Source organism: Cellulophaga sp. 3_MG-2023, from assembly GCF_030546975.1.
Lineage (GTDB): Bacteria > Bacteroidota > Bacteroidia > Flavobacteriales > Flavobacteriaceae > Cellulophaga.
Genome location: NZ_JAUOPS010000002.1, coordinates 580,927 through 600,460, shown reverse-complemented (window position 1 = coordinate 600,460; position 19,534 = coordinate 580,927). Strand labels below are relative to the sequence as shown.

At 31.1% G+C, this 19,534-nt stretch carries 15 protein-coding genes; 1 reads left to right on the top strand and 14 read right to left on the bottom strand.

The annotated features are described in order from the left end of the window. Positions 1-104: 104 nt before the first annotated feature. The 13 genes from Q4487_RS07525 to Q4487_RS07465 all read right to left on the bottom strand — a co-directional run bounded on the left by Q4487_RS07525 (position 105) and on the right by Q4487_RS07465 (position 15,934). A complete protein-coding gene (locus tag Q4487_RS07525) occupies positions 105-1,160 on the bottom strand; it encodes an ATP-grasp domain-containing protein (RefSeq protein ID WP_303540449.1) in 1,056 nt (351 codons plus the stop codon). Positions 1,161-1,246: 86 nt separating this feature from the next. Next, the gene (locus Q4487_RS07520; RefSeq protein ID WP_303540451.1) at positions 1,247-1,405 is read right to left on the bottom strand and encodes a hypothetical protein; all 159 of its coding nucleotides are present in this window, start codon (positions 1,403-1,405) and stop codon (positions 1,247-1,249) included. 29 nt (positions 1,406-1,434) lie between these two features. Continuing rightward, on the bottom strand, positions 1,435-1,851 hold the full coding sequence (locus tag Q4487_RS07515; RefSeq protein ID WP_100893977.1) for a hypothetical protein: 417 nt from the start codon (positions 1,849-1,851) through the stop codon (positions 1,435-1,437). A gap of 233 nt (positions 1,852-2,084) precedes the next feature. Beyond that, positions 2,085-2,576 (bottom strand): hypothetical protein, encoded by a 492-nt coding sequence (locus Q4487_RS07510; protein ID WP_303540455.1) that lies wholly within the window; start codon positions 2,574-2,576, stop codon positions 2,085-2,087. A gap of 162 nt (positions 2,577-2,738) precedes the next feature. Next, positions 2,739-3,725 carry an alpha/beta hydrolase gene (locus Q4487_RS07505; protein WP_303540457.1) on the bottom strand — a complete coding sequence of 329 codons (987 nt, stop codon included), beginning with the start codon at positions 3,723-3,725 and terminating at the stop codon, positions 2,739-2,741. Between the two features lie 339 nt (positions 3,726-4,064). Beyond that, entirely contained in the window at positions 4,065-4,601 is a 537-nt protein-coding gene (locus Q4487_RS07500) for a hypothetical protein (protein ID WP_157811058.1), read from the bottom strand. 41 nt (positions 4,602-4,642) lie between these two features. Continuing rightward, positions 4,643-5,635, bottom strand: a complete 993-nt coding sequence (locus tag Q4487_RS07495) for an alpha/beta hydrolase (RefSeq protein WP_303540459.1) — start codon at positions 5,633-5,635, stop codon at positions 4,643-4,645. A gap of 211 nt (positions 5,636-5,846) precedes the next feature. Further along, entirely contained in the window at positions 5,847-8,615 is a 2,769-nt protein-coding gene (locus Q4487_RS07490) for a TrlF family AAA-like ATPase (RefSeq protein WP_303540461.1), read from the bottom strand. Positions 8,616-8,889: 274 nt separating this feature from the next. Further along, positions 8,890-10,092, bottom strand: coding sequence for a GAF domain-containing sensor histidine kinase (locus Q4487_RS07485; RefSeq protein ID WP_303540463.1), 1,203 nt, complete (start codon positions 10,090-10,092; stop codon positions 8,890-8,892). A gap of 135 nt (positions 10,093-10,227) precedes the next feature. Further along, positions 10,228-10,842, bottom strand: coding sequence for a lipopolysaccharide assembly protein LapB (locus Q4487_RS07480; protein WP_198519395.1), 615 nt, complete (start codon positions 10,840-10,842; stop codon positions 10,228-10,230). Positions 10,843-11,235: 393 nt separating this feature from the next. After that, on the bottom strand, positions 11,236-12,351 hold the full coding sequence (locus tag Q4487_RS07475; RefSeq protein WP_303540466.1) for a hypothetical protein: 1,116 nt from the start codon (positions 12,349-12,351) through the stop codon (positions 11,236-11,238). Between the two features lie 2 nt (positions 12,352-12,353). Next, positions 12,354-14,279 carry an FAD-dependent oxidoreductase gene (locus Q4487_RS07470; protein ID WP_303540468.1) on the bottom strand — a complete coding sequence of 642 codons (1,926 nt, stop codon included), beginning with the start codon at positions 14,277-14,279 and terminating at the stop codon, positions 12,354-12,356. A 32-nt stretch (positions 14,280-14,311) separates the two neighbouring features. Continuing rightward, complete coding sequence (locus Q4487_RS07465) at positions 14,312-15,934, bottom strand: sulfatase (RefSeq protein WP_303540470.1); 1,623 nt, start codon at positions 15,932-15,934, stop codon at positions 14,312-14,314. Between the two features lie 202 nt (positions 15,935-16,136). Between Q4487_RS07465 and Q4487_RS07460 the strand changes: the two genes are divergently transcribed. Beyond that, positions 16,137-17,684, top strand: a complete 1,548-nt coding sequence (locus Q4487_RS07460) for a tetratricopeptide repeat protein (protein ID WP_303540472.1) — start codon at positions 16,137-16,139, stop codon at positions 17,682-17,684. A 98-nt stretch (positions 17,685-17,782) separates the two neighbouring features. Here Q4487_RS07460 and Q4487_RS07455 read toward each other — a convergent pair whose 3' ends face one another. Further along, complete coding sequence (locus tag Q4487_RS07455; protein WP_303540474.1) at positions 17,783-19,519, bottom strand: RagB/SusD family nutrient uptake outer membrane protein; 1,737 nt, start codon at positions 19,517-19,519, stop codon at positions 17,783-17,785. Between the last annotated feature and the right edge of the window lie 15 nt (positions 19,520-19,534).

Genomic DNA, 19,534 nt, shown 5'->3' with positions numbered 1-19,534 from the left:
TTCATAAACCAATTTAGCAAATACAAACCAAATAAAAAATCTGCTAATCCCTACGTTTCGGGATTTGTAAGCAGCCTACAACTAGCTATTATATTTAAACTTTGTTAGCTGTTGAATTTCCATTTTTGATTCAATATATTACTTAATAAATCAAAGTAATTCCATCCTATTTTTCTTGCAGAAAGTAAAGTTAGGCTGTCTTGTTTTTTTCTATGAGGCCTAGATGGTCCAGTCATATTCGGTTTCATATTTAGGTCAAATAAAAAATATTTCCCTTCACCGTTAGCTCTACAATCTATTCTAATTGGTGCCTTTATTTCAATTAGTTGGGCCGACTTAACACAATGCTCATATACTTCTTGGATTTCAGTTGTTTGCAACTCCTTATCGCTTAAAACTTCACTGTTTTCCATCACAGCTACGGTTCCGTTGTAAGGAGCAATTCCATTATTGTGATTAAATCGTTTAACAGCAGGCAAACACCAAGGCCTATTAAAATATTCTTTTTTGTTGTTGATTACATAATTCCCCTGAGGCATTACAGTAATTGTAATTTCTTGTCCATTTAAATATTGTTCTACATAGGCAGCATTTCCGTAGCTACTTTTTTTAAATATTTTGTTAAGGTTGTTTGTGAGCTCTTTACTGTTTTCAATCTTAGTAACGCCTTGGCTACCTCTTCCTCTAATGGGCTTAAGAACAACCGGAAACTCCAATTCTAGCAATAAATTATTGTAGTTCTCTATAGTTATTAATTCATTTTTAGGAATAGGAATATTATTAGATTTTAATAAACTATTAGTAAACATTTTATCATCATAAATATCAACTAATTTAGTTGTTTGTCCTACAAAATCTAACCCTTTGTTAAAGTAATTTTCTATGTTATGGTGTTTATATAAAACGGTATTTAGCCAAAAGATTTTTGCACCCTTTTGTAATGCCGCTTCAATCCCTATTTTTGTATCAGGAAAAACCCAATCTTTATCATTGTTTTGATTTGGATTTTCCACAGGTGTAATTACATTAATATTGTTTTTTATTAATTCAAAGGCAATATCAGCTCCGCTATCAGAATAACCTCCTGGTTTCATAGGTTTTTGAATTCCATCTTTTACAGGCGTAATTTGAGCTTGGTATAGTATTGCTATTTTGTTCATTTATTTTTGTTTAGCGGTTGTTTGTATGGGTTTTAGGCAATTAAATTTAAACCGCTTTATGTTTTTAATCATTTTTGTAAAACGTTTTACCCTTCAAAGTAACCACAATCTTCAAATTCAAATTTGTCTTCTTTAAAAGTGAAATAATCAGTTACTCTAGCACCAATATAGTTATGCGGAAATTCACCAATTACTTTAAGTTTGTATACTAATTTATTATCCGTTTTTATAAAAAGTAGATTCAATTCTTTACCGCTATCATTATTTAGTTGAATTAAGATGCCATCATTTTTTTCTTTTTTATTAATTCAGTTATTTTTCCAATTCCAAAAACAAAGAGCGCAATAATTCCAGAAAAAATTAATCCAGTTATAAATGAAAAATTTCTTCCAGTATCACTTGTCATATTTTTCATTGCTTCTTGCTGTTCAGGCGTAATTTCATTTCCGCTAAAAAATCCGTCTTTATTTAAGTCAAATTTTTGTAGAGTCAGTTCCGATGTAAAGTCAGAATAAGTCGCTCCTCCAACAATCAGAAGATAAAGTCCTAAAAATACAGTTGTGCTTATCCAAAACCATTTCCATTTCCCATTCGCGAATAACTTTTTTCTTTTAAGAAATATTACTCCCAAAGCTATTATTGAAATCAGGCTTGGAATTATTAAGTGATATGGTAAAGTTATTTCGCTCATTAGTTTTCTATCGGTTTTGTTAAATTACACACAACGTCTCGGCTATGGTTAGTACGGAAATTAAAAGTAATGAATTTCCTGTTAAACATTTAGTAAAACTTTTTATTTTGTTTTAATTTTTTGTTATTTTAAAGCCAAATTAAAAGATTTGGTAGACTTTATAAAAATACACTAAACTTTGAGTTAAGTACTAAAACCCGCATTGAGTATAGCCATTGTTGGTATTTGTTTTTTTAACTGCTCAATAATTCTGCTTCGGTCATTATTTTAATGGCTTTTTCAATATTGTCTTGTCCATCTGAAGATAAAAATGAACTTGTCAAGGGAATAGAAATTAAATCAAGATTTCCATTTTTATTTTCAAATTTAACCTTAAATTGAGGTAGAGTTATTCCTTTTTTTTCTTCCTTAAAAGTGATGCCTTTCACGTACTTTCTTTCTATTACGGTTTTGTCTGAGTTTCGCAGTTTGCTTATCATAATATATATAAGTACTAAACCTAATAATCCTAAACCTATAGCATAAGATGTGCTTCCAGTAGTATAGGTTTTAATGGCTATATTTAAAGCTATTATGCTAAATATTCCATAAACTAATATGGTCTTAACTCTATTTAAGGTTAGACTTGCTTTATTCATATTCCCGAAAATACCTTTTTTAGACAATACTATCTTGTCGGGATAAATCTGACATATTCCGTCTTGAGTAATAAATATTTTTTCCATATGGTTGTTTTTAAATGAATGCCAATGTGTTTATATAAGATTAGTTGCGTGGTTTGAGCACCTAATTTAGCAAATACAAACCGAATAGAAAATCTGTGAGGATTTTCGTAAGTAGGCTAGAACTAGCAATAAATTATATTCGGTGTTAGAGGTAGTTTTCTGCTATTTTTTCATTTTCTTTTGTAATCTATTTTCAATTTTTTCTTTGTCGGAAACTGAAACTTCTTTATCTAATTTTAGTTTGTTTAAAGCTACTTTATAGGCTTCGTTTGCTTCTTTATATTTTTCGAGGTGTTTTAGTGCGTCAGCTTTTAGTTCGTAATGTTGCCAGAAATCGGGAAATGACTTTATTCGATTATTTTGGTCGATAATAACGCTATTCCATTCTAGTTGATCAAAACAAAAATTTAAACCTAAACCAAAGCCAACAGTCGGTGAAGAATTATGATTAAAACCAACCAAATCATTGTATTGAAAGTTGATATTATTGTCTCCTTTCTCTAAAATGGTTGTGAATTTGAAAAAATCTTCACGTAATGAAATGTCATCCCATCTTTTGTCGCCAATTGCTAGATAGAGATTACCAGTTAGTTTTGATTCTTTTTCAAGTTCTTTTTTTACAATGTCATAAATGTCGGAATCATTTGGCCAATACGCTGGACTTATAGATATGCAATTATTAAAAACTGTATTATTTTTCAAGAAACAGTAAGTTGAAAAATAACCACCAAAGGAATGTCCCACAATAGTAATTTTCTTTTTGATATTGTACTTATTGGCTATCATTGGAATGACTTCACTATCTAAAAACTTAAAAAGTTTCTTTTTTTCTACCAATTCTTCATTTCTGTCTTGGTGAAAAATACCTACTAAAATACTTTGAGGAATATCATCGTATAGATATAAATTATTCGTTGCTTGTAAAATTGTTCCAGTAATTTCCTCATTATCGCCATCTACATAAACGATAAGGTTTTTTGGTTCTTTTATTTTTTCATAATCTAATGGTAAACTAACCGTTATTTTTCGTTCTGTATCAAATATTTTAGATTTTATGATTAAGGTATCTGGCTTAGAATAAAATGAGTGAGATTGACAAAAAGAATTTGTTGTTAAGAATAATAAAAAAATTGATACTATTAATTTCATTTTGTGTTTAATTTTTTAATTGGTTTTTCAAATCTTGAGTAACTTTTTGTTAATTTGATTATTGTAAATTTTTTAATTCTTGTAAAACGTTTCCTCAAAATAACCGATTCTTCTTGGAAATGAGTGGAATTGCCCCTAACGGCTTTGGCTATGATTAGTAAGGGAATAAAAAGGCACTTTTGTTTCCGTTTAAGTGATTAGCCAAATGTTTTTGTTTGTTTTTATCTTTTCATTATTAAAAGCCAAAACAAAAGATTTGGTAGACTTTATAAAAATACACTAAACTTTGAGTTAAGTACTAAAACCTGCATTACGTGTAGACTTTTTTTTCCAACGTTTTTATTCTCCGCCCCAATCAGGATATTGTATTAGTCCCCAAAAATATCCGCTATTTTTATTAATAATATAAATTACATACTGATGCTCTCTTTTAATTGTCTTTAAGTATGTATGTTGATTTTTAGTAATCGGTTGAATACTGTCATTCATAAAAGTTGTTAAACTTTTAATCATTTGGTCATCCTCTGAGCCATGTAGTTTAAAGAGTTCGTTTTCTATCTTATCAGAATATTGATGCATTTCGTTTTGTATAATGAACTCTGATGCGGTTTTCGGGTCAAATTCTAGATGCACCCATATCATTCCTTCTAAACTATCGTAACAGTCAATTATTAAAATATTTTTTGGAAACTTAAATCCGCTTGTTTTTTCAAAGAACTCAAATCCGCAACTCGATTCTGTTTTTACATTTTTACAAGAAATTAGTGAAATGAAAAGTATTAAGGCAAAAGTCCATCTGCGTAACAGTTGTGTTTGAATGAAAAGTCCATCTGCGTTCTGTTTTTTTAATCCAATATTTCTTTTTCTAATGGTCAATTTAAGAGGGTTTTTGATTTTTAGTAAAATGTTGTAGACAGTTATTTTTCTATTATCCAATTAATAATCATATTGAGCGGTTCTTTATCCATTTCGTAAAGTGATGAGCCAACTTTACCATTTCTATTGGTTAAATAATGATTCAGACTATCAAATTCTCTTATTTCAATATTAGGATTTCTAAAAGATTTGACTAAATCAACTTCTTGCTTGTGATTAATAATTTTATCCTTTGTTCCTGTAAGATATAAAGTTTTTATAGAAAGATCCTTAACTGTATCTTCTAAATTAGTTCTAGCCATTTCTACTAAAAAAGTGTCTTTTAACAATACTATAAACCTTTTATTAAATCCTTTTTTTCTGATATACTTCTTTATTTCCTTTTTACAAGAATTAGGTGTGCTTTTACTTATTAAGTCTATATATCCTTTCAAAAATGACGTAATTTCTGTTTTGGTTTTTTCCTTGCGCATTACTTCAGGAATACTACTTTCGTAATTCCTTTCAAATTGGTTAACTAGAAAAGCTCCATTTTTTATAATTGGTGTTTCAATTAAAATGACGAAATCTAAATCATTATTAATAACATTAAGAGTTGCAATTCCACCAAGGCTGTGTCCTATTATTCCAAATTTTTTATCGAGAAATTGTTTTTGTAATTCCTTTAATGCGTAGCTTAAATCAGTTGACAAATCTCCCGCTAACTCAGAATAATCTCCTTCAGATTTTCCAATTCCACGCTCGTCAAATCTGTAAACGGCAATATTGTTTTTTAAAAATTCTTCTGCTAACACAAAATGAGAGTGTCTTGTGTCTCGTCCACTTCCAGGTACTATAATTACTATTTTTTCAAAAACAGTTTTTGGTGTTATTAAGGTTCCAGAAAGTTTTAAATTATCATTTGTATTTTCAAAATCAATTTCTTTAAAATCATAGTATTCTTTATTGCTAATTTCTTTTTCATAATCATAAATATTCTGAGAACTAACGATTGCAAAACAAAATAATAAAATAAGCAAAAAAGTTTTTTTCATAATTGTGGTAACGGTTCGGCTATGGTTAGTAAGGGAATTAAAAGTAGTAAACTTTCGATTAAGCACTTAGCCAAAGCTTTTTATTTTTGTTTTTATCTTTTCATTATTAAAAGCCAAATCCAAAAGATTTGGCGGACATTCTAAATATACCTAAACTTTGGGTTCAGCACCAAAACCCGTATTAATTATAGCCATTGTTGTAAGGCGTTTTTTATCCTATTTTTTGATATTTATTTCTTCTTTTTTCAAATGCAATTTCTCCACCTTCAAGGATTTGACAGATTTTAGAATTTATTTCATTATCCTCAAGACTTCCGCTAGTGTAATTAAGTTTTCCATCAAGATTTGAAGCGACAATTACTTGTTCTGCATCTGCGTTTACAACCAAGTTTGCATTATGTGTAACAATAATCACTTGTCTGTATTGCTTTAATTCCTTGAAAAGCCCAATCAGATTTTGCATAATAAACTCATTATCTAAATCATCTTCTGGTTGGTCAAAAATTATTGGTTTAGAAAAAGCTTCTGTTGCGAGCATCATCTTTAAATAAACAGTTCCTTTTTGTCCAACAGAAATTTTGTTTAAATCCTTGCCTTTGTACTTCAGTATCGGAAATACTTTTAAATACTTTTTCCTTTCTAGTTCGTCAAAGAGTTTGTTTTTAAAAGTTTTACTATGAATACCATAATAATGATAAAATTCAAGATATCTGTTTCTAAGAAATTCAAAAAACGTATCTAAGTCTCGAATTTCAAAGGAGTTTTTTTGAGCTTCTTTATTTCCTTTAATTCTCCATTTTGCTCCATCTATGCAATGATATATTTCATCATAGAATTTTGAAACATCAAAATCTACTTTAACCTCAATTTCAAGGTCAGTTAAAAGGTTTTTCATTATAGATTTTTGAGAGGGATTTAAGGTGTCTTTTGAATCTACATCCTTAAATTCATCCCAACTTTTAATAAGCTCAAAGACTTGGTTGTCATAGTCAAGCTTCATCTTGTCTATTACTGAATTAGAATCGTCTGTCGTTTCGAAAATTGATATTTTCAAACTTTCAAGTCTTTCTTTTCTAGTTTTTGAGACAGCAATGTTTTCACGAATTTCAGATAAGCTTTTTTGAAATTTATCAATGTCATTTAAAAGCGTTGTTAGGTCACCTTTGTAATCCTTGAATTCCTCTTTAACAACAGATATAGTTACAGATATAGATGCTATTTCTTTTTCGAGTTCACCTTTCCAATTGTTGATTTCGTCAAATTGTTTTTGTAAAGAATTCAATTCAATAATTGATATTCTTTTTAAATCTCCATTTGTTTTGATGATTTTTAAATTGAGTTCTTCAATAGCATTTTTAAGTTCGTTTTCTAACTCCAATAATTCCTTCAGCTTAGAGTTTAAGTTGTTTCTAAGCCTTAAGTTCTCTGAATATTTTTCAAGTTTATCTTTATTTTCACTAGTAGTGATATTGCTAATGAAATCGTTAATTGATTTTTCTTGAATTTCTAAATATTCTATTGAGTTTATTAAATTATTATCCTCATCCTTTTGTTTGAAGAACCTCTCCAGTTCGTGATACTCATTAATCGATTCACGAATTTTCTTGTCTAACTCTGTATTAAATTCTGGTTGCTTTAGTTTGGCTAATCGTCTGATTGAATTTGCAAGTTGGAATTGCTTGTCTTTCTTTTCAACTAAGTTTTTTAGACGACCTTGATTGATGTAAATGAAATCAACAGCTTTTTTATCCTCGGTCAAGTCAAAATTTATAATATCCTCCTCACTTTGATTCGACTTATGATATGATAAATTAACAACACCATTTTTATTGAAATCACCCTCTTTAGAATGTTCTTGGCCTATAAAACTACTGGCTAAATAATCTGTAAGCATACTTTTCCCTTCCCCACGTCCTCCGATAATTGCAACGAGGTTCTGATTTAAAGGTATGCTTTCATTTTTTGAAAAACTTAAATCTTCTTCATCTTGAAATACGTTTACATCATCATTAATTGTGATATTTGAGATGTAAGGTTTATCAAATTCTAAATTCGGATTGCTATCAGAGATTTTTATTCTCTCATTTGGTTCATATAATATTTGAACTAATCCTTCAAAAGTAGGGTCTGCTTTAATCCAAGTAAAACAGTTACCAATTCTATCCTTGTCAGTTTCTGTGGATAAATAATGCGAATCACTACAATCCAAAAGTATATCATTTACTTGTTGAGCTGTTAGTTGTGATTTGGCTTTATGATAAGCTTCAATGGACTCAGAAGCTGTAAAAACAATGTCCGCTTTGTTAATTATTGATTTTTTAGTCGCAATAGACGCATCAGTCCACTTTAAATCACCCCATTCTGTTTTTCCAATAGCAATTAGGTATTTTCCTTTGAAACAATCTTTTTGTAACGCTTCGAAAATCTTATCCTCTTTTACATTTAAATTATTGAATCCTTCAGTTAAATCAGTACCATATTTATGTAATTGCTCTGGGGGAACATTACTCTTTATTTTTGCACCAAGTTCTTGAACGCTTTCTTTTGTTATTGCTCTTGTCCATTGTTCTCCATTTTCTAAAAAATAACTTTGTTCAAGAGTTTGTAAGAATTGACTTTTGATAGTTTCTAAAGGTAATTCGTTAGAAAAAATAACGTGTAAATTGATTCTCTTTAATTGTCTGAAATCGATTCCTGCAAATTTTTCAATTCTAAATTCAACAACAGGTAATAAAAGGTCAATGTTTTTAAGTTTACCGTTAGTAGTCTTTTCTTTAACAAGTCTCTCATAGCCATCAATGAAGAAATAATCATTGATTCCTAATACTGAAAAATCAGAAGGTAATTTTTCTAAATCGTCAATATATTTTTCCCAAGTTTCTTCAGTATCTGCACCATATCTATGGTAAATTGAGGAAGGTGTATGAACGTGTAAATCCCATTTTCTCCATTCAGAACCTTTCGGATATTTTTTACTCATAAAATTTGTTTTTCAATGCAGTACAACTATAAATAAACGCAATTAATTGTGTTTATTCCTCCAATATGGCTGTGTAAACGCACATTTTAGTTTTTAGTTTATTTTTCTTACAATTTATAAATGTTTTTTTACGGCAAAAAATAAAATGTATGGTTGTGCCATTTTATTACTTTTTTGGTGTTAATACGTGTATAGTTTGTATGTATAAAAAAAGCCTTGGTAAAATACCAAGGCCTTTGTTGTATGGCTACAACTTTACTTATAATTAAAGTTTTTATTTTTTTATGCTAAAACTAAATTTTGCTCCTTCGCCAACTTTAGAGGTTACATAAATGCTGCCACCAGATTTTTCCACTATTTTTTTTACTGTAGCCAAACCTATACCATTACCACGTACGCCGTATTTGTCTTGGTTGGCATTAACTTCAAATATTTTAAATATCTGTTCTTGCTTTTCTGTAGGTATTCCTGGGCCATTATCTAATACATAAAAATGGTAATGAGTATCAGAGTCAGATACACCTAGCTCTATTTTTATTTGTTCTTTATCATTATATTTAATGGCATTGGTTACCAAGTTTATTAATATTTGGTCTAATGCAGTTTCATTAAGATACAAGTCTGTAATTGTATTTTTTAGGGTAAAATCTATATTTTGTTCAAAAGAAAAGAGTCCAAAAATGGTGTTTTTAACAGTTTCTACTTTTACGTCTACTTTGTTTTTACCTAAAATACTTTCGCTTCTACTGTAATCTAACAAACCCTCTATTAAGCCTTTTAACTTGTCTGATGAGTCTATAATCATCTTTAAAATTTGTTTGCCCTCATCATCTATTTTAGCTTCATATATGTCTAAAAACATACTTGTTAAACTAGATACGTTGTTTAAAGGAGACTTTAAATCGTGAGCAGCAATAAAGGCAAAGCGTTCTAGGTCTACATTTTTTTCTTCTTGCTTTTGTAGCTCTTCTTCTAATCTTCTTTTACTTTTTCTAAGGCTAAGCAAGTTCATTACTTGTTTAGATAGTGCTTGTAAAGATTTTTGCTGATGCTCTGTAAGTGTGTTTGGTTTTTGGTCTACAACACATAATGTGCCTAGAGGCAAACCTTCTTCTGTAGTAAATGGTACGCCTGCGTAAAACATTACACTAGTGTCTCCGGTTACCAATGGGTTGTCATGGAAACGTTCGTCCTCACTAGTATTTGGTACCATAAAAACCTGATTGTTTTTGTGTATGGCGTGCCCACAGAATGATATTTGTCTGTCCATTTCATCTACATCTATACCATAGCTAGACTTAAACCACTGCCTATCTTTATCTATAAACGTTATCATAGCCATAGGCATATTGCAGATTTCTGCGGCTATAGCTGTAATGTTATCGTAGTCAGACTCTGGTAAAGAATCTAATATAGAGTAAGATTGTAGAGAATCTAACCTTTCTCGTTCTTTAATATGTTCTTTTGGTGCTATCATAGGTAGTAGCTTTTTTTACTTACAGTAGGTTGTAAAAAACGAAAAAAACGTATTTCACAGGACTTTACATACCTTTAAACGATGTTTTGTACATTATATTGTACATTAGTCAATAGCTTGCCAACTACAATTACACTATATGTTTTTGTATTTATTGTATTGCTCTGTTTTGCCTAGTTTTAGGTATAGTTTTAATAATTTTTGATGAGAATTTGCGCGTCCTTTTTTATGGTTGTCTACAGCAGATTTCCATACTTTTTCGGCATTTGCTAAATCTCCTTTTTTGTAATATGCTTCTCCTAATAGGTTTTTAGTAAAAACAGATGTAGAGTCTAACTCTAGGTATTTAATAGCTTGGTCGTACTTTTTTAATTTTAAATAAGCATTTCCTAAATTGTATACCACATCTAAGTTTCCGTTATCTGCTAATTTTTTACTATATTTTATGGTGCCTTCATAATCTTCATTACTGGCGCACAAAGATGCTAATATTTGAGCAGCAGAACTATTGCCTTGCTCAAAACTCATCTTATAGTATTTTTTAGCTTCGCTAAGGTTGTGGTTGTTAACGTAGAGTAGGGCTAACTTGTTCATAGACCTAGTGCTGCCGTCCTCAATAGCCAATTTGTAGTATTCTATGGCTTTTTCGGTTTCTCCGTTTTGTTTGTACTTGTCTGCTAATGACTCATTAGATGGGGAGCAACTAGTTAACAGAAGCACAAATACAGAAATCTGTAGTAAGTTCTTCATTTTCATAGGTTAAAGTTCTTAGGTTTGTATATTTTCTTTTTTACCTATAATAGTGTTCAAATATTATAAAACCTCTTTTGGGGAAAAGAAGAACGGTTAAAAAGAACATTTAATTTTATTTCATTTACAATCTTTTATTAGTTAATAACTGGGTGTTTATCACCTTAAAGGTAAGTTATTTAGGTCACAAAAATAAGGTTATTCTCTCAAATCTAAAAAACTTTCTAATTAATTAACATATAACGTTTTAGTAGTTGTTTCTAGTTTTTTAAGTATGTTAGTTATATAGTCACATATTATAACCTAATAAATGTACCTAAAGTTTAATTAGTACATAACTTTAAGTTTGTATTTTTTTCTAAAGATTGATGGTTTAAACGGTAGGGAAGAAGTTTATATTTTGTTCTTGTATAATTTTTTAAACTTAATAACTGCTTTGTTTTGTGTGTTGCTTAGCTTTTTGTTTGATAAAAACCAGTATACACGCCTTGCAGTTAAAAAATCTCCGTTTAGTAAAGGAGTTAGGTTGTTTGCCGTTTGGTTAGAGAAGTATTGTTTTTCTTCTAGCATATGTATTAAAGCATCTACTTCTTGGTAAGTTTGTAATGTATTTGCATAGCTGCTAATGCTTTCTAAATAAGTGGGAGTTGCTTGTTTACTTGTTGTTGTAATAGATTTTAAAGCCGCTATTTTTTGCTCAGAATTTCCTTTAATAAATAACTTTTTTATATTTTTAAAATAGATGTTTTTTGTAGCGCTTTCAAAATAAGTAATTGTTGGTTTTACAATTGCTGTTGTATTATTAATATGTTTAAAAATAGCTTCTAAATACGTTTTTTTATATAGTTTTCTGTGGGTTAGTTCTTTTAAAGCCAAGGCGTAATACGTAGGTTTTTTGGTTTTTATGTAAGCAGCTAATTGTTTTGCAGAAGCAGTTTTAGCGGTTAATTGTTGTATGGTAGTAACTACATCTCCGTTTGCCCAATGCCATAGAGTAAAACAGGTAAGCGCAGCTCCGGGCACTGTATCTTTGGTGTCTAGTTCTAAAGCTGTAGCACCAGATATTGCGTCTACATTAGTACTAAGTTCATTTTCTACGGTTAATATATCGTCTATAAAAACCTCTTTAAATGGCGAGTTTTTATTTAAAAGAATACGGTGTAGTTTTTTGTAGTCGTTAGCAGTAAACACATCTGCTTCATATTTTTCTAGGGTAGCTAATTCTTCAAGCTCGTAACGTTGGTAATTACCTATGTCATCCCAATGTAAACGTACAGGCATTATTTTACACACATTTTCTAAACATATTACAGATTCTACATCCATAAAATACCCTGTAGTAAAACCAGCTTTATCTTTAACTTGGGTTAATACCGTATTAACAGGTGTTTTTTCTCCAGGATGATGAATAGTAACCTTGTGCTCTATGTTGTTAAGATTATTGTGATTCTCTTTTTGAAAAAAAATCAAGAAGAAAATCACAATAAGTATATGTAGTTTATTTAGCATAATTATTTATAACAACGAACCTCAAACAGTTTTACATCATTAGCTCCGTAGGTTTCTGATACTTTTATTTTAACAGCGGTTACTTTACTACTGTTAAACTTAAATTTAATAAGCCTAGTTTGGTTATTGTCAATAGCTCCTAAGTCTGTCCATTTACCATTTATCCTTCCTTCAATTTTAATAGCTTTTACCATTTCTTTTGGTACACCATTTGTAAATAACTCATCATTTCTACTGTCTTTACGCATCATGATATTACGGTTTACATTTGTGTCGCATTTTATTTCTACGGCAGACAATGCTGTAGGTGCATCCCACTCTAATTGTAATTCTGCAGGTAAGCCTTTAGACATCCAATGGTTAATTTTACCATCTATATCTCTAGAAATTCCGTTGGTAAGTAGTTTGGCATCGCCAGAAGAAGTTGTAGAAGCAAAAATTAAGCTTGCTTTTTTGGCTAAATCTTTAAGGTCATTTGCAGGTCTTTTAGGTATGTAAACATCATCTCTAAGCAATTGTTCTTGCAAATCGTTTATATGGTTTTTGCCCACTTCTCTGGGTAATATTTTCTTTTTAGTACAAATACTGGCTGCGGTACCAACAGCTTGCCCCATTAGTGCACAAGTTGCCATTATACGGCTAGATGATAATGCTATGTGGGTTTGACTAGCATTACGACCAGCAAACATTAAATTAGAAATATTTTTAGAGTATAAACTTCTAAACGGAAATTCATAAATATTATGAAAATGGTAATGAAAATGAGTTGGTGGTTCAGAGATATTATCTATGCCTCCAGGAATGTGTTCGTCTATTGGCCAACCACCAAAAGCAACTGCATCTGGGTAATGTTTGTGCTCTGTTAAATCTTTTTCAGACACAATATAATCTCCTATAAAACGACGAGATTCTCTACGGCAAGGCAAAGAACCAACCCAGTCTAAAGCTAAGTTTTCTGCCTCAGGAAATTTCCCGGAATTTTTAATAAAATCCCATACTCCGTGCAAATAACCCATTAAACGATGTCTGTTTTTTTCAAAATCTGCAATAATATCATTATCACTACCAAGCTCTACCCACCAAAGTCCGTCTTGGAAACCAGCAAATTTGCGTTTAGGATGTGCTTTTTCAAAATCATACTTTATTGCAAATGATGGTGGACTATATTTCATAGGTTTTCCCATATCTACAGAAGACATTAATAATGTGGCTCCCATTTGCCATCCATCTGCAACTTTTGGCGCGTAGGTTTCATTAAATTCTGATGCTGCTTCTCTTCCTGTTCTGTATTCTGCTCCTGCGGTTGCTGCAAGTAAGCCATCTCCAGAACAATCTATAAAAATAGAAGCATTAAGTGTGTACAGCATTTCTGTAGAGGATTGCCAACACATTGCAGCCGTAATTTTGTTGCCATCCATAACAGCTTCTATTGCTTGTGTATTTAGCATTAGTGTTAAGTTTGGCTCGCGGGTTACAAACTCGTATAAGACATGGTCAAAAACAGGAAAAGATTCTTGCTCATTATAAAACCTGTTTAAAAGCAACATTTCTTCAATAATACCCGTTTCTCTTTCTGCTTTGCCACTTTTTAATCTGTTTACACCGTTTAAATGTACTCGCATTTCGCTTGATGCATTTCCGCCTAATACAGCTCTGTCTTGTACAAGTACGGTTTTAGATCCGTTACGAGCAGATGAAACTGCGGCACTAATACCAGCTGCACCACCACCAATAACAACTACGTCATAGGTTGCTGTTTTTTTTCTGTTTGGCATACCTGTTTTGCCACTTCCTAAATGATACCACTTGTCAGTATCTCTATTGTAAACAATATCTTCTGGGCCAGAGTGTGCTGTTGTTATCATAGGAATAACACTAGCAGCAACAGCAGCTTTAGTTCCTTTTTTAAAAAAATCTCTTCTTTCCATAATTCAGTATTTTGTATAATAAGTAGCTTGGTTTATTTTTTTGGTCTATTTCCTTGCCATCCTTTATTAAACTTTGTCATTAGTTTTTTTACTAGTTTTGGTTTAACATTGGCAATATTTGTAGTTTCTAACGGATCATTATCATGATCATATAATTCTATAAAAAGAGGTTGTTTCTGTGGGTTGTCTCTATCTTTCCATACAATAAATCGATGCTTTTTTGTGCGCATTGCATATCCCATAAGTTTATTTTCAAACAAGTCTCTATCCCAATTTTCTTTTTGCTGGTTAATTATTCTGTCTTCAACATCTTTAATTAGTGGCCCAAAAAAAGTTTCTTTCATTGCGGGTCTTAATGGGTATGCTCCCCATTCTCTTAATGCAGGAGTAGGAAACTGACTAAAAGCAGCAGATTTCCATTTTTGTGCAGGGTTATTTATTAATGGTTTAAAACTATACCCTTCTACATAATTTGGCACTGGTATATTTGCGTAGTCGCATAGGGTAGGGTAAATGTCTACCAACTCTACTAAAGCATCGGTTTTTTTATCTTTATTTTTGCTAGGCATATCTGGTGTCCAAATAATTAAAGGAACTCTAGTTGCAATTTCATAATTTGTGGCTTTGCCCCAAATTCCCATATCTCCTAAATGGTAGCCATGATCACTCCAAAGAATAATAATGGTGTTTTCTCTTAAACCTTCTTTCTCTAGCTCGGTTATTATTTTTCCTATTTGAGCATCTACATAGCTTACACAAGCCAAATATGCGTGCTTTAATTTAAGAGCTTGCTCGCGACTAATTTCTTCTTTTTTTGGTATGCCGCTTCTAGTTCTTAACTCAAAAGAAGCGTGTAAGCCCATTTCTGCACCTTGTTTTGGTCCTTGTTTTTCTAATGCTAATTTAATTTTGTCTGGGCTGTATAGGTCCCAGTATTTTTTTGGAGATGTCCAGTTTAAATGTGGCTTGTTAAATCCTAATCCAAGAAAAAATGGGGTATTGCTTTTAGCGCTCATTTCTTTCATAGTTGCAATGGCTAATTCGGTATTGTACCCATCTAAATATTCATTGTCTTCTACATCTGCGTTTTCATAAGCCGGACCCATTGCCAATCCGTATTTGGCTACTTCACCATATTTGGCAATCATTTTAGTTCTTTGTTCTTTTCTATTTTTATTATTTTCTTCTAAAGCAAAACCGCCAGGTCTTTTAATGTTTTTTACAAGCATACTATCTATTGCAGGTTGTCTGCTCCATGACAATTCATCATCTAAATCTCCATGATGAAAAATTTTACCACAATACACAGTTTCATAACCGTTATTTTTAAATTGCTGTGGTAGGGTAACTACATCCGGATTTACATCTCTAAACTTTATGTAGTTATGATAAACACCACTTGTCTCTGGCCGTATGCCTGTAAGCAAACTTGCTCTAGATGGTCCGCAGATTGCTTGTTGGCAATATGCATTGTTAAACAATAAACCTTCGCTTGCTAGTTTGTCTATATTTGGAGTAATGGCAATGTTAGATCCGTAACAACCCAATTCTGGTCTTAAATCATCTATTGCAATAAAAAGTATATTAGTTTTTTTTTGAGAATAACAGCTAATTGTTATCAAAATAAAACAGATTATTTTAATTAATTTTTTCATTCTAAATTGAGTTGGTGAGTCTTCTCAAATCTAGAACAAACTCTTATAAAAGGACTAAAAAATCACCTTACAAAAACTTAACATTACTGTTTTAGTGTCTTTTTTTACTTAACTTTAAAAAAGGTTATTAATTATTTAAAATGTGTTTAAGTTTATGTTTTACAGGGGGTTATTGCGCTTAAATATTGTTATTGTTTTTTTTGTGTTACTTAATGCGTCGCTTATAAGCACCTTACAGGCGCAACAATTTCATGCATTTAAGGTAGATGTTAAAAAGCGTGCTGTTTATTATAACAGTAGTGTAACTGATATTAAAAAAGAGTATGATGCTGCTTTAAAAAATAAAGACTCTTCTAAGGCAATTAATAGGTTGCTAAATTTATGTTTTTTAGAGCGTGTTAATCTTAATTATAGTGATGCTTTTAGGTACGGAGGTGATGCTTTATTAATGGCAGAAGAAATAAAAGATACTCTTTTAATGGCCAAATCAAATGAAGAATTAGGATACTTAAATTACCTTTTTAAACAAGATGATTTAGCGGGAGACAACTTTAAAAAAGCAAATACTTTTTATAGAATTTCTTTTGATAAAAATAAAATTCAGCTTTCTGAGATGTATAGTGCTAATTATAATTTAGCCTTGTATTATCAGCGAAAATCTAACACAAAAATGCTAGAAAAATATATTGCTAATTGTGAAGAGATTGCTGTTAAAACAAAAATAAACCCAATTTATAAGGCTTATTTAAATGAGAAAAAAGCATCTATATTAGAAAAGAATAATAACTTAAATGAAGCCTTAAAATTATTAATAAGCTCTGAAAAAATTATTGATGAAAGTCCGGCATCTATACACAAGAGTTTTTTAATTGTGCTTTACGCAAGATTAGGAAAAATTTACAGAAAGAAAAACAATCTAGAATTAGCAAAACAGTATTATGAAAAAGCACTAGTTATAAAAGACATTGAAGGGGAATTAACTTTTTATATGAGCTATGTGTATGCAAAATATGCAAGTATATTATATAAACTTAAAGATTATAAAAATTCATATATTAATTTACGTAAAGCTAACGATATTAATGATGAGTATCTTAATCCTAGGAACGATAGCAATCAGGGGTTTTTGACAATTCATAATCATTACAATGTTCAACTAAACGAAAAGAATAAAATACTAAACCAACAAAAATTAGAGTTGGCTAGCCAGACACAAGAAATATTGCGTTTTAGAATCTTGTTTTTTGTAATTGTGTTTTTATTAATAATAGCAGCATTAGTAATTAGGTCTAGGGTACGGTTTTTAAAACACCAGAAAAAACAGCAGGACTCTAATGAGCAGATTGCAATTAAAAATAGTGAGTTAATGATTAATACGCTACAATTAATAGAACGTGAAAAAGTAATAAAAGAACTAAGTGATTATATAGAAAAAGAAAACACAACTACTAAAACACCAGTAATTTTAAAATTGATAAGAAAACGTTCTGTTACACTTTGGGAGTCTTTTAATAATAGATTTTTAGCTCAGAATGAAGGCTTTTACGAGCGTTTAAAACATAAAGTTCCAGATTTAAGTTCTGCAGATTTAAAAGTGTGTGCCTTAATTAAGTTAAATTTTAGTGGTAAAGAAATGGCTTATTTACTAGGCATTTCTATTGGTAGTGTGCACGTAGCAAGGCATAGATTACGTAAAAAAATGAAGATAGACAGGGATGTAAATTTGGTTAATTATATAAACTCTATTTAAACTACTGTATAAAACAAAAGAGTCGTACTGTATGTACGACTCTTTATAGTTTACAAATAAACTAACTCAAACAATTGAGAACTAAACTAACTTTTATATTAATATCCAAAGTTTTGTGACATTGTTGGTGCCTTTTCTACTTCAGATGCTGGTAGTGGCAAGTAATAATGTTGTGTTAACCATGGTCTTTCTACTACTGTTACTTCTTGGCTTGTTTCTGTGCCGTCTGTTGCTTTTGTCCACTGTAGTCCTTTTACATCAAAACCTAAGTGATCTTCATTCATCCATCTTCTTTCATCAAAAAAGTTGTGACCTTCAAAACAAAGTTCTATACGTCTTTCTCTTTTTATGGCTTCTAATAAATCATTTCCTGTTGCAGTTATTGCTGGCTGTAATGCCCTGCTAGAAACTTTATTTAAATAAGTTGTAGCAACACCTTCATTACCCAAATGGTATTGTGCCTCTGCATAGTTTAAATATACCTCTGCTAGTCTGTATAAAATGTATGGGCGTTCTGGAGATATACCAGTTAAGCCATCAATCATACCTTCTTCATTTAATGTACCAACACTTTCATCTTGAAACTTTCTAATATTGTATCCTGTTTTAGAAGAGTGTTGTTTGTTTCCTAATCCTTCAGGTGAATCTAACCCATGAGGGTTTGCAGTTACATCTTCAGATAAAAAATATTGTACTTTACGACCTCTAAATTCTGCACCGTTGTAATTAAGGTCTGCATAGTATCTCATTTCTCTACCATCGTTAGGATTATTAGGATCAAAACCAGCATCATTAGTTGTGGTACCATCTGCCATATTAAATTGCAAAGCAAAGTTATGTGTTGGTGCAGCTAATGCCCAGCCACTATATCCGCTAGGAGAAAAAGTCTGGTCTGGAAGCGAATTGGTATCGGTACCAAAATCATAATAAAGTGCACTGTATGGTCTGGCAAATAGAATATCTTCATTTGGTGATAAAAATAAGTTCTGATATTCTTTTGCATTTGCTACGGCAATTAAATCTCTAGCGCCAACAATATCTATTATTGCTTTTGCAGCGTCTGCAGCATCTTGCCATTTGTTAGGTTTTGTGTAAACATAAAGTGGATCGTTGCTAGGTGCAAATGCAGGGTCATGTAATTTACTAGCTGCATATAATAATGTTCTAGATTTTACAGCTAAAGCTGCTAATTTGGTAGCTCTACCAAATTCTCCGCTAGATCTTGTTTCAGGTAAAACTGTTGCAACATCATTTAGTTCACTTACAATAAAATCTACGCACTCCTCATAACTGTTACGTGTTAATGCAAAATCATCATCTAAACCTAAAGCATTTTCTAAAATTGGTACTCCGCCATAAAAACGAATTAACTTACTGTAGATATTAGCACGTAAAAAACGCATTTCGGCTTTTAAAAGAGTTACTGTTTCTGGGTCTTTTTCCATAGCAGCACTATCATCTACTTTGTCTAAAAACTCATTAGCTAAACGCACATAATCCCAATAGTTATCCCATTTTCCGTTTAGCATACCAACAGTACCAGGCGTCATACCTGCTCTTAGTCTAAACTGGTCTAATAGTTTAAAGTTAAAAATAGCCTCGTAAGAACCTACTTCTAAATTAAATCTACGTCCCCACCATTGTCTTTTGTTTACTCCCCAGCTTTCTGTACTGTTGTAAACGGTGTATACTAGTCTTTCTAGCTGTTCTGGATCATTGTATATTAGATCTTCTGCAAAAGCATCTCTAGCTTCTACATCTAATACATCATTACAACTAGATAAGCTAATTACGGCAATTGTCAATAACGCGTATATTAATTTTAAATTTTTCATATCTGTATTTTTTTA

Coding starts and splice junctions, on each gene's coding strand:
- Q4487_RS07495 (WP_303540459.1), bottom strand. CDS start 5,635: ATGAAAAAAACTTTTTTGCTTATTTTATTATTTTGTTTTGCAATCGTT.
- Q4487_RS07465 (WP_303540470.1), bottom strand. CDS start 15,934: ATGAAAAAATTAATTAAAATAATCTGTTTTATTTTGATAACAATTAGC.
- Q4487_RS07470 (WP_303540468.1), bottom strand. CDS start 14,279: ATGGAAAGAAGAGATTTTTTTAAAAAAGGAACTAAAGCTGCTGTTGCT.
- Q4487_RS07515 (WP_100893977.1), bottom strand. CDS start 1,851: ATGAGCGAAATAACTTTACCATATCACTTAATAATTCCAAGCCTGATT.
- Q4487_RS07475 (WP_303540466.1), bottom strand. CDS start 12,351: ATGCTAAATAAACTACATATACTTATTGTGATTTTCTTCTTGATTTTT.
- Q4487_RS07525 (WP_303540449.1), bottom strand. CDS start 1,160: ATGAACAAAATAGCAATACTATACCAAGCTCAAATTACGCCTGTAAAA.
- Q4487_RS07485 (WP_303540463.1), bottom strand. CDS start 10,092: ATGATAGCACCAAAAGAACATATTAAAGAACGAGAAAGGTTAGATTCT.
- Q4487_RS07505 (WP_303540457.1), bottom strand. CDS start 3,725: ATGAAATTAATAGTATCAATTTTTTTATTATTCTTAACAACAAATTCT.
- Q4487_RS07480 (WP_198519395.1), bottom strand. CDS start 10,842: ATGAAGAACTTACTACAGATTTCTGTATTTGTGCTTCTGTTAACTAGT.
- Q4487_RS07490 (WP_303540461.1), bottom strand. CDS start 8,615: ATGAGTAAAAAATATCCGAAAGGTTCTGAATGGAGAAAATGGGATTTA.
- Q4487_RS07510 (WP_303540455.1), bottom strand. CDS start 2,576: ATGGAAAAAATATTTATTACTCAAGACGGAATATGTCAGATTTATCCC.
- Q4487_RS07455 (WP_303540474.1), bottom strand. CDS start 19,519: ATGAAAAATTTAAAATTAATATACGCGTTATTGACAATTGCCGTAATT.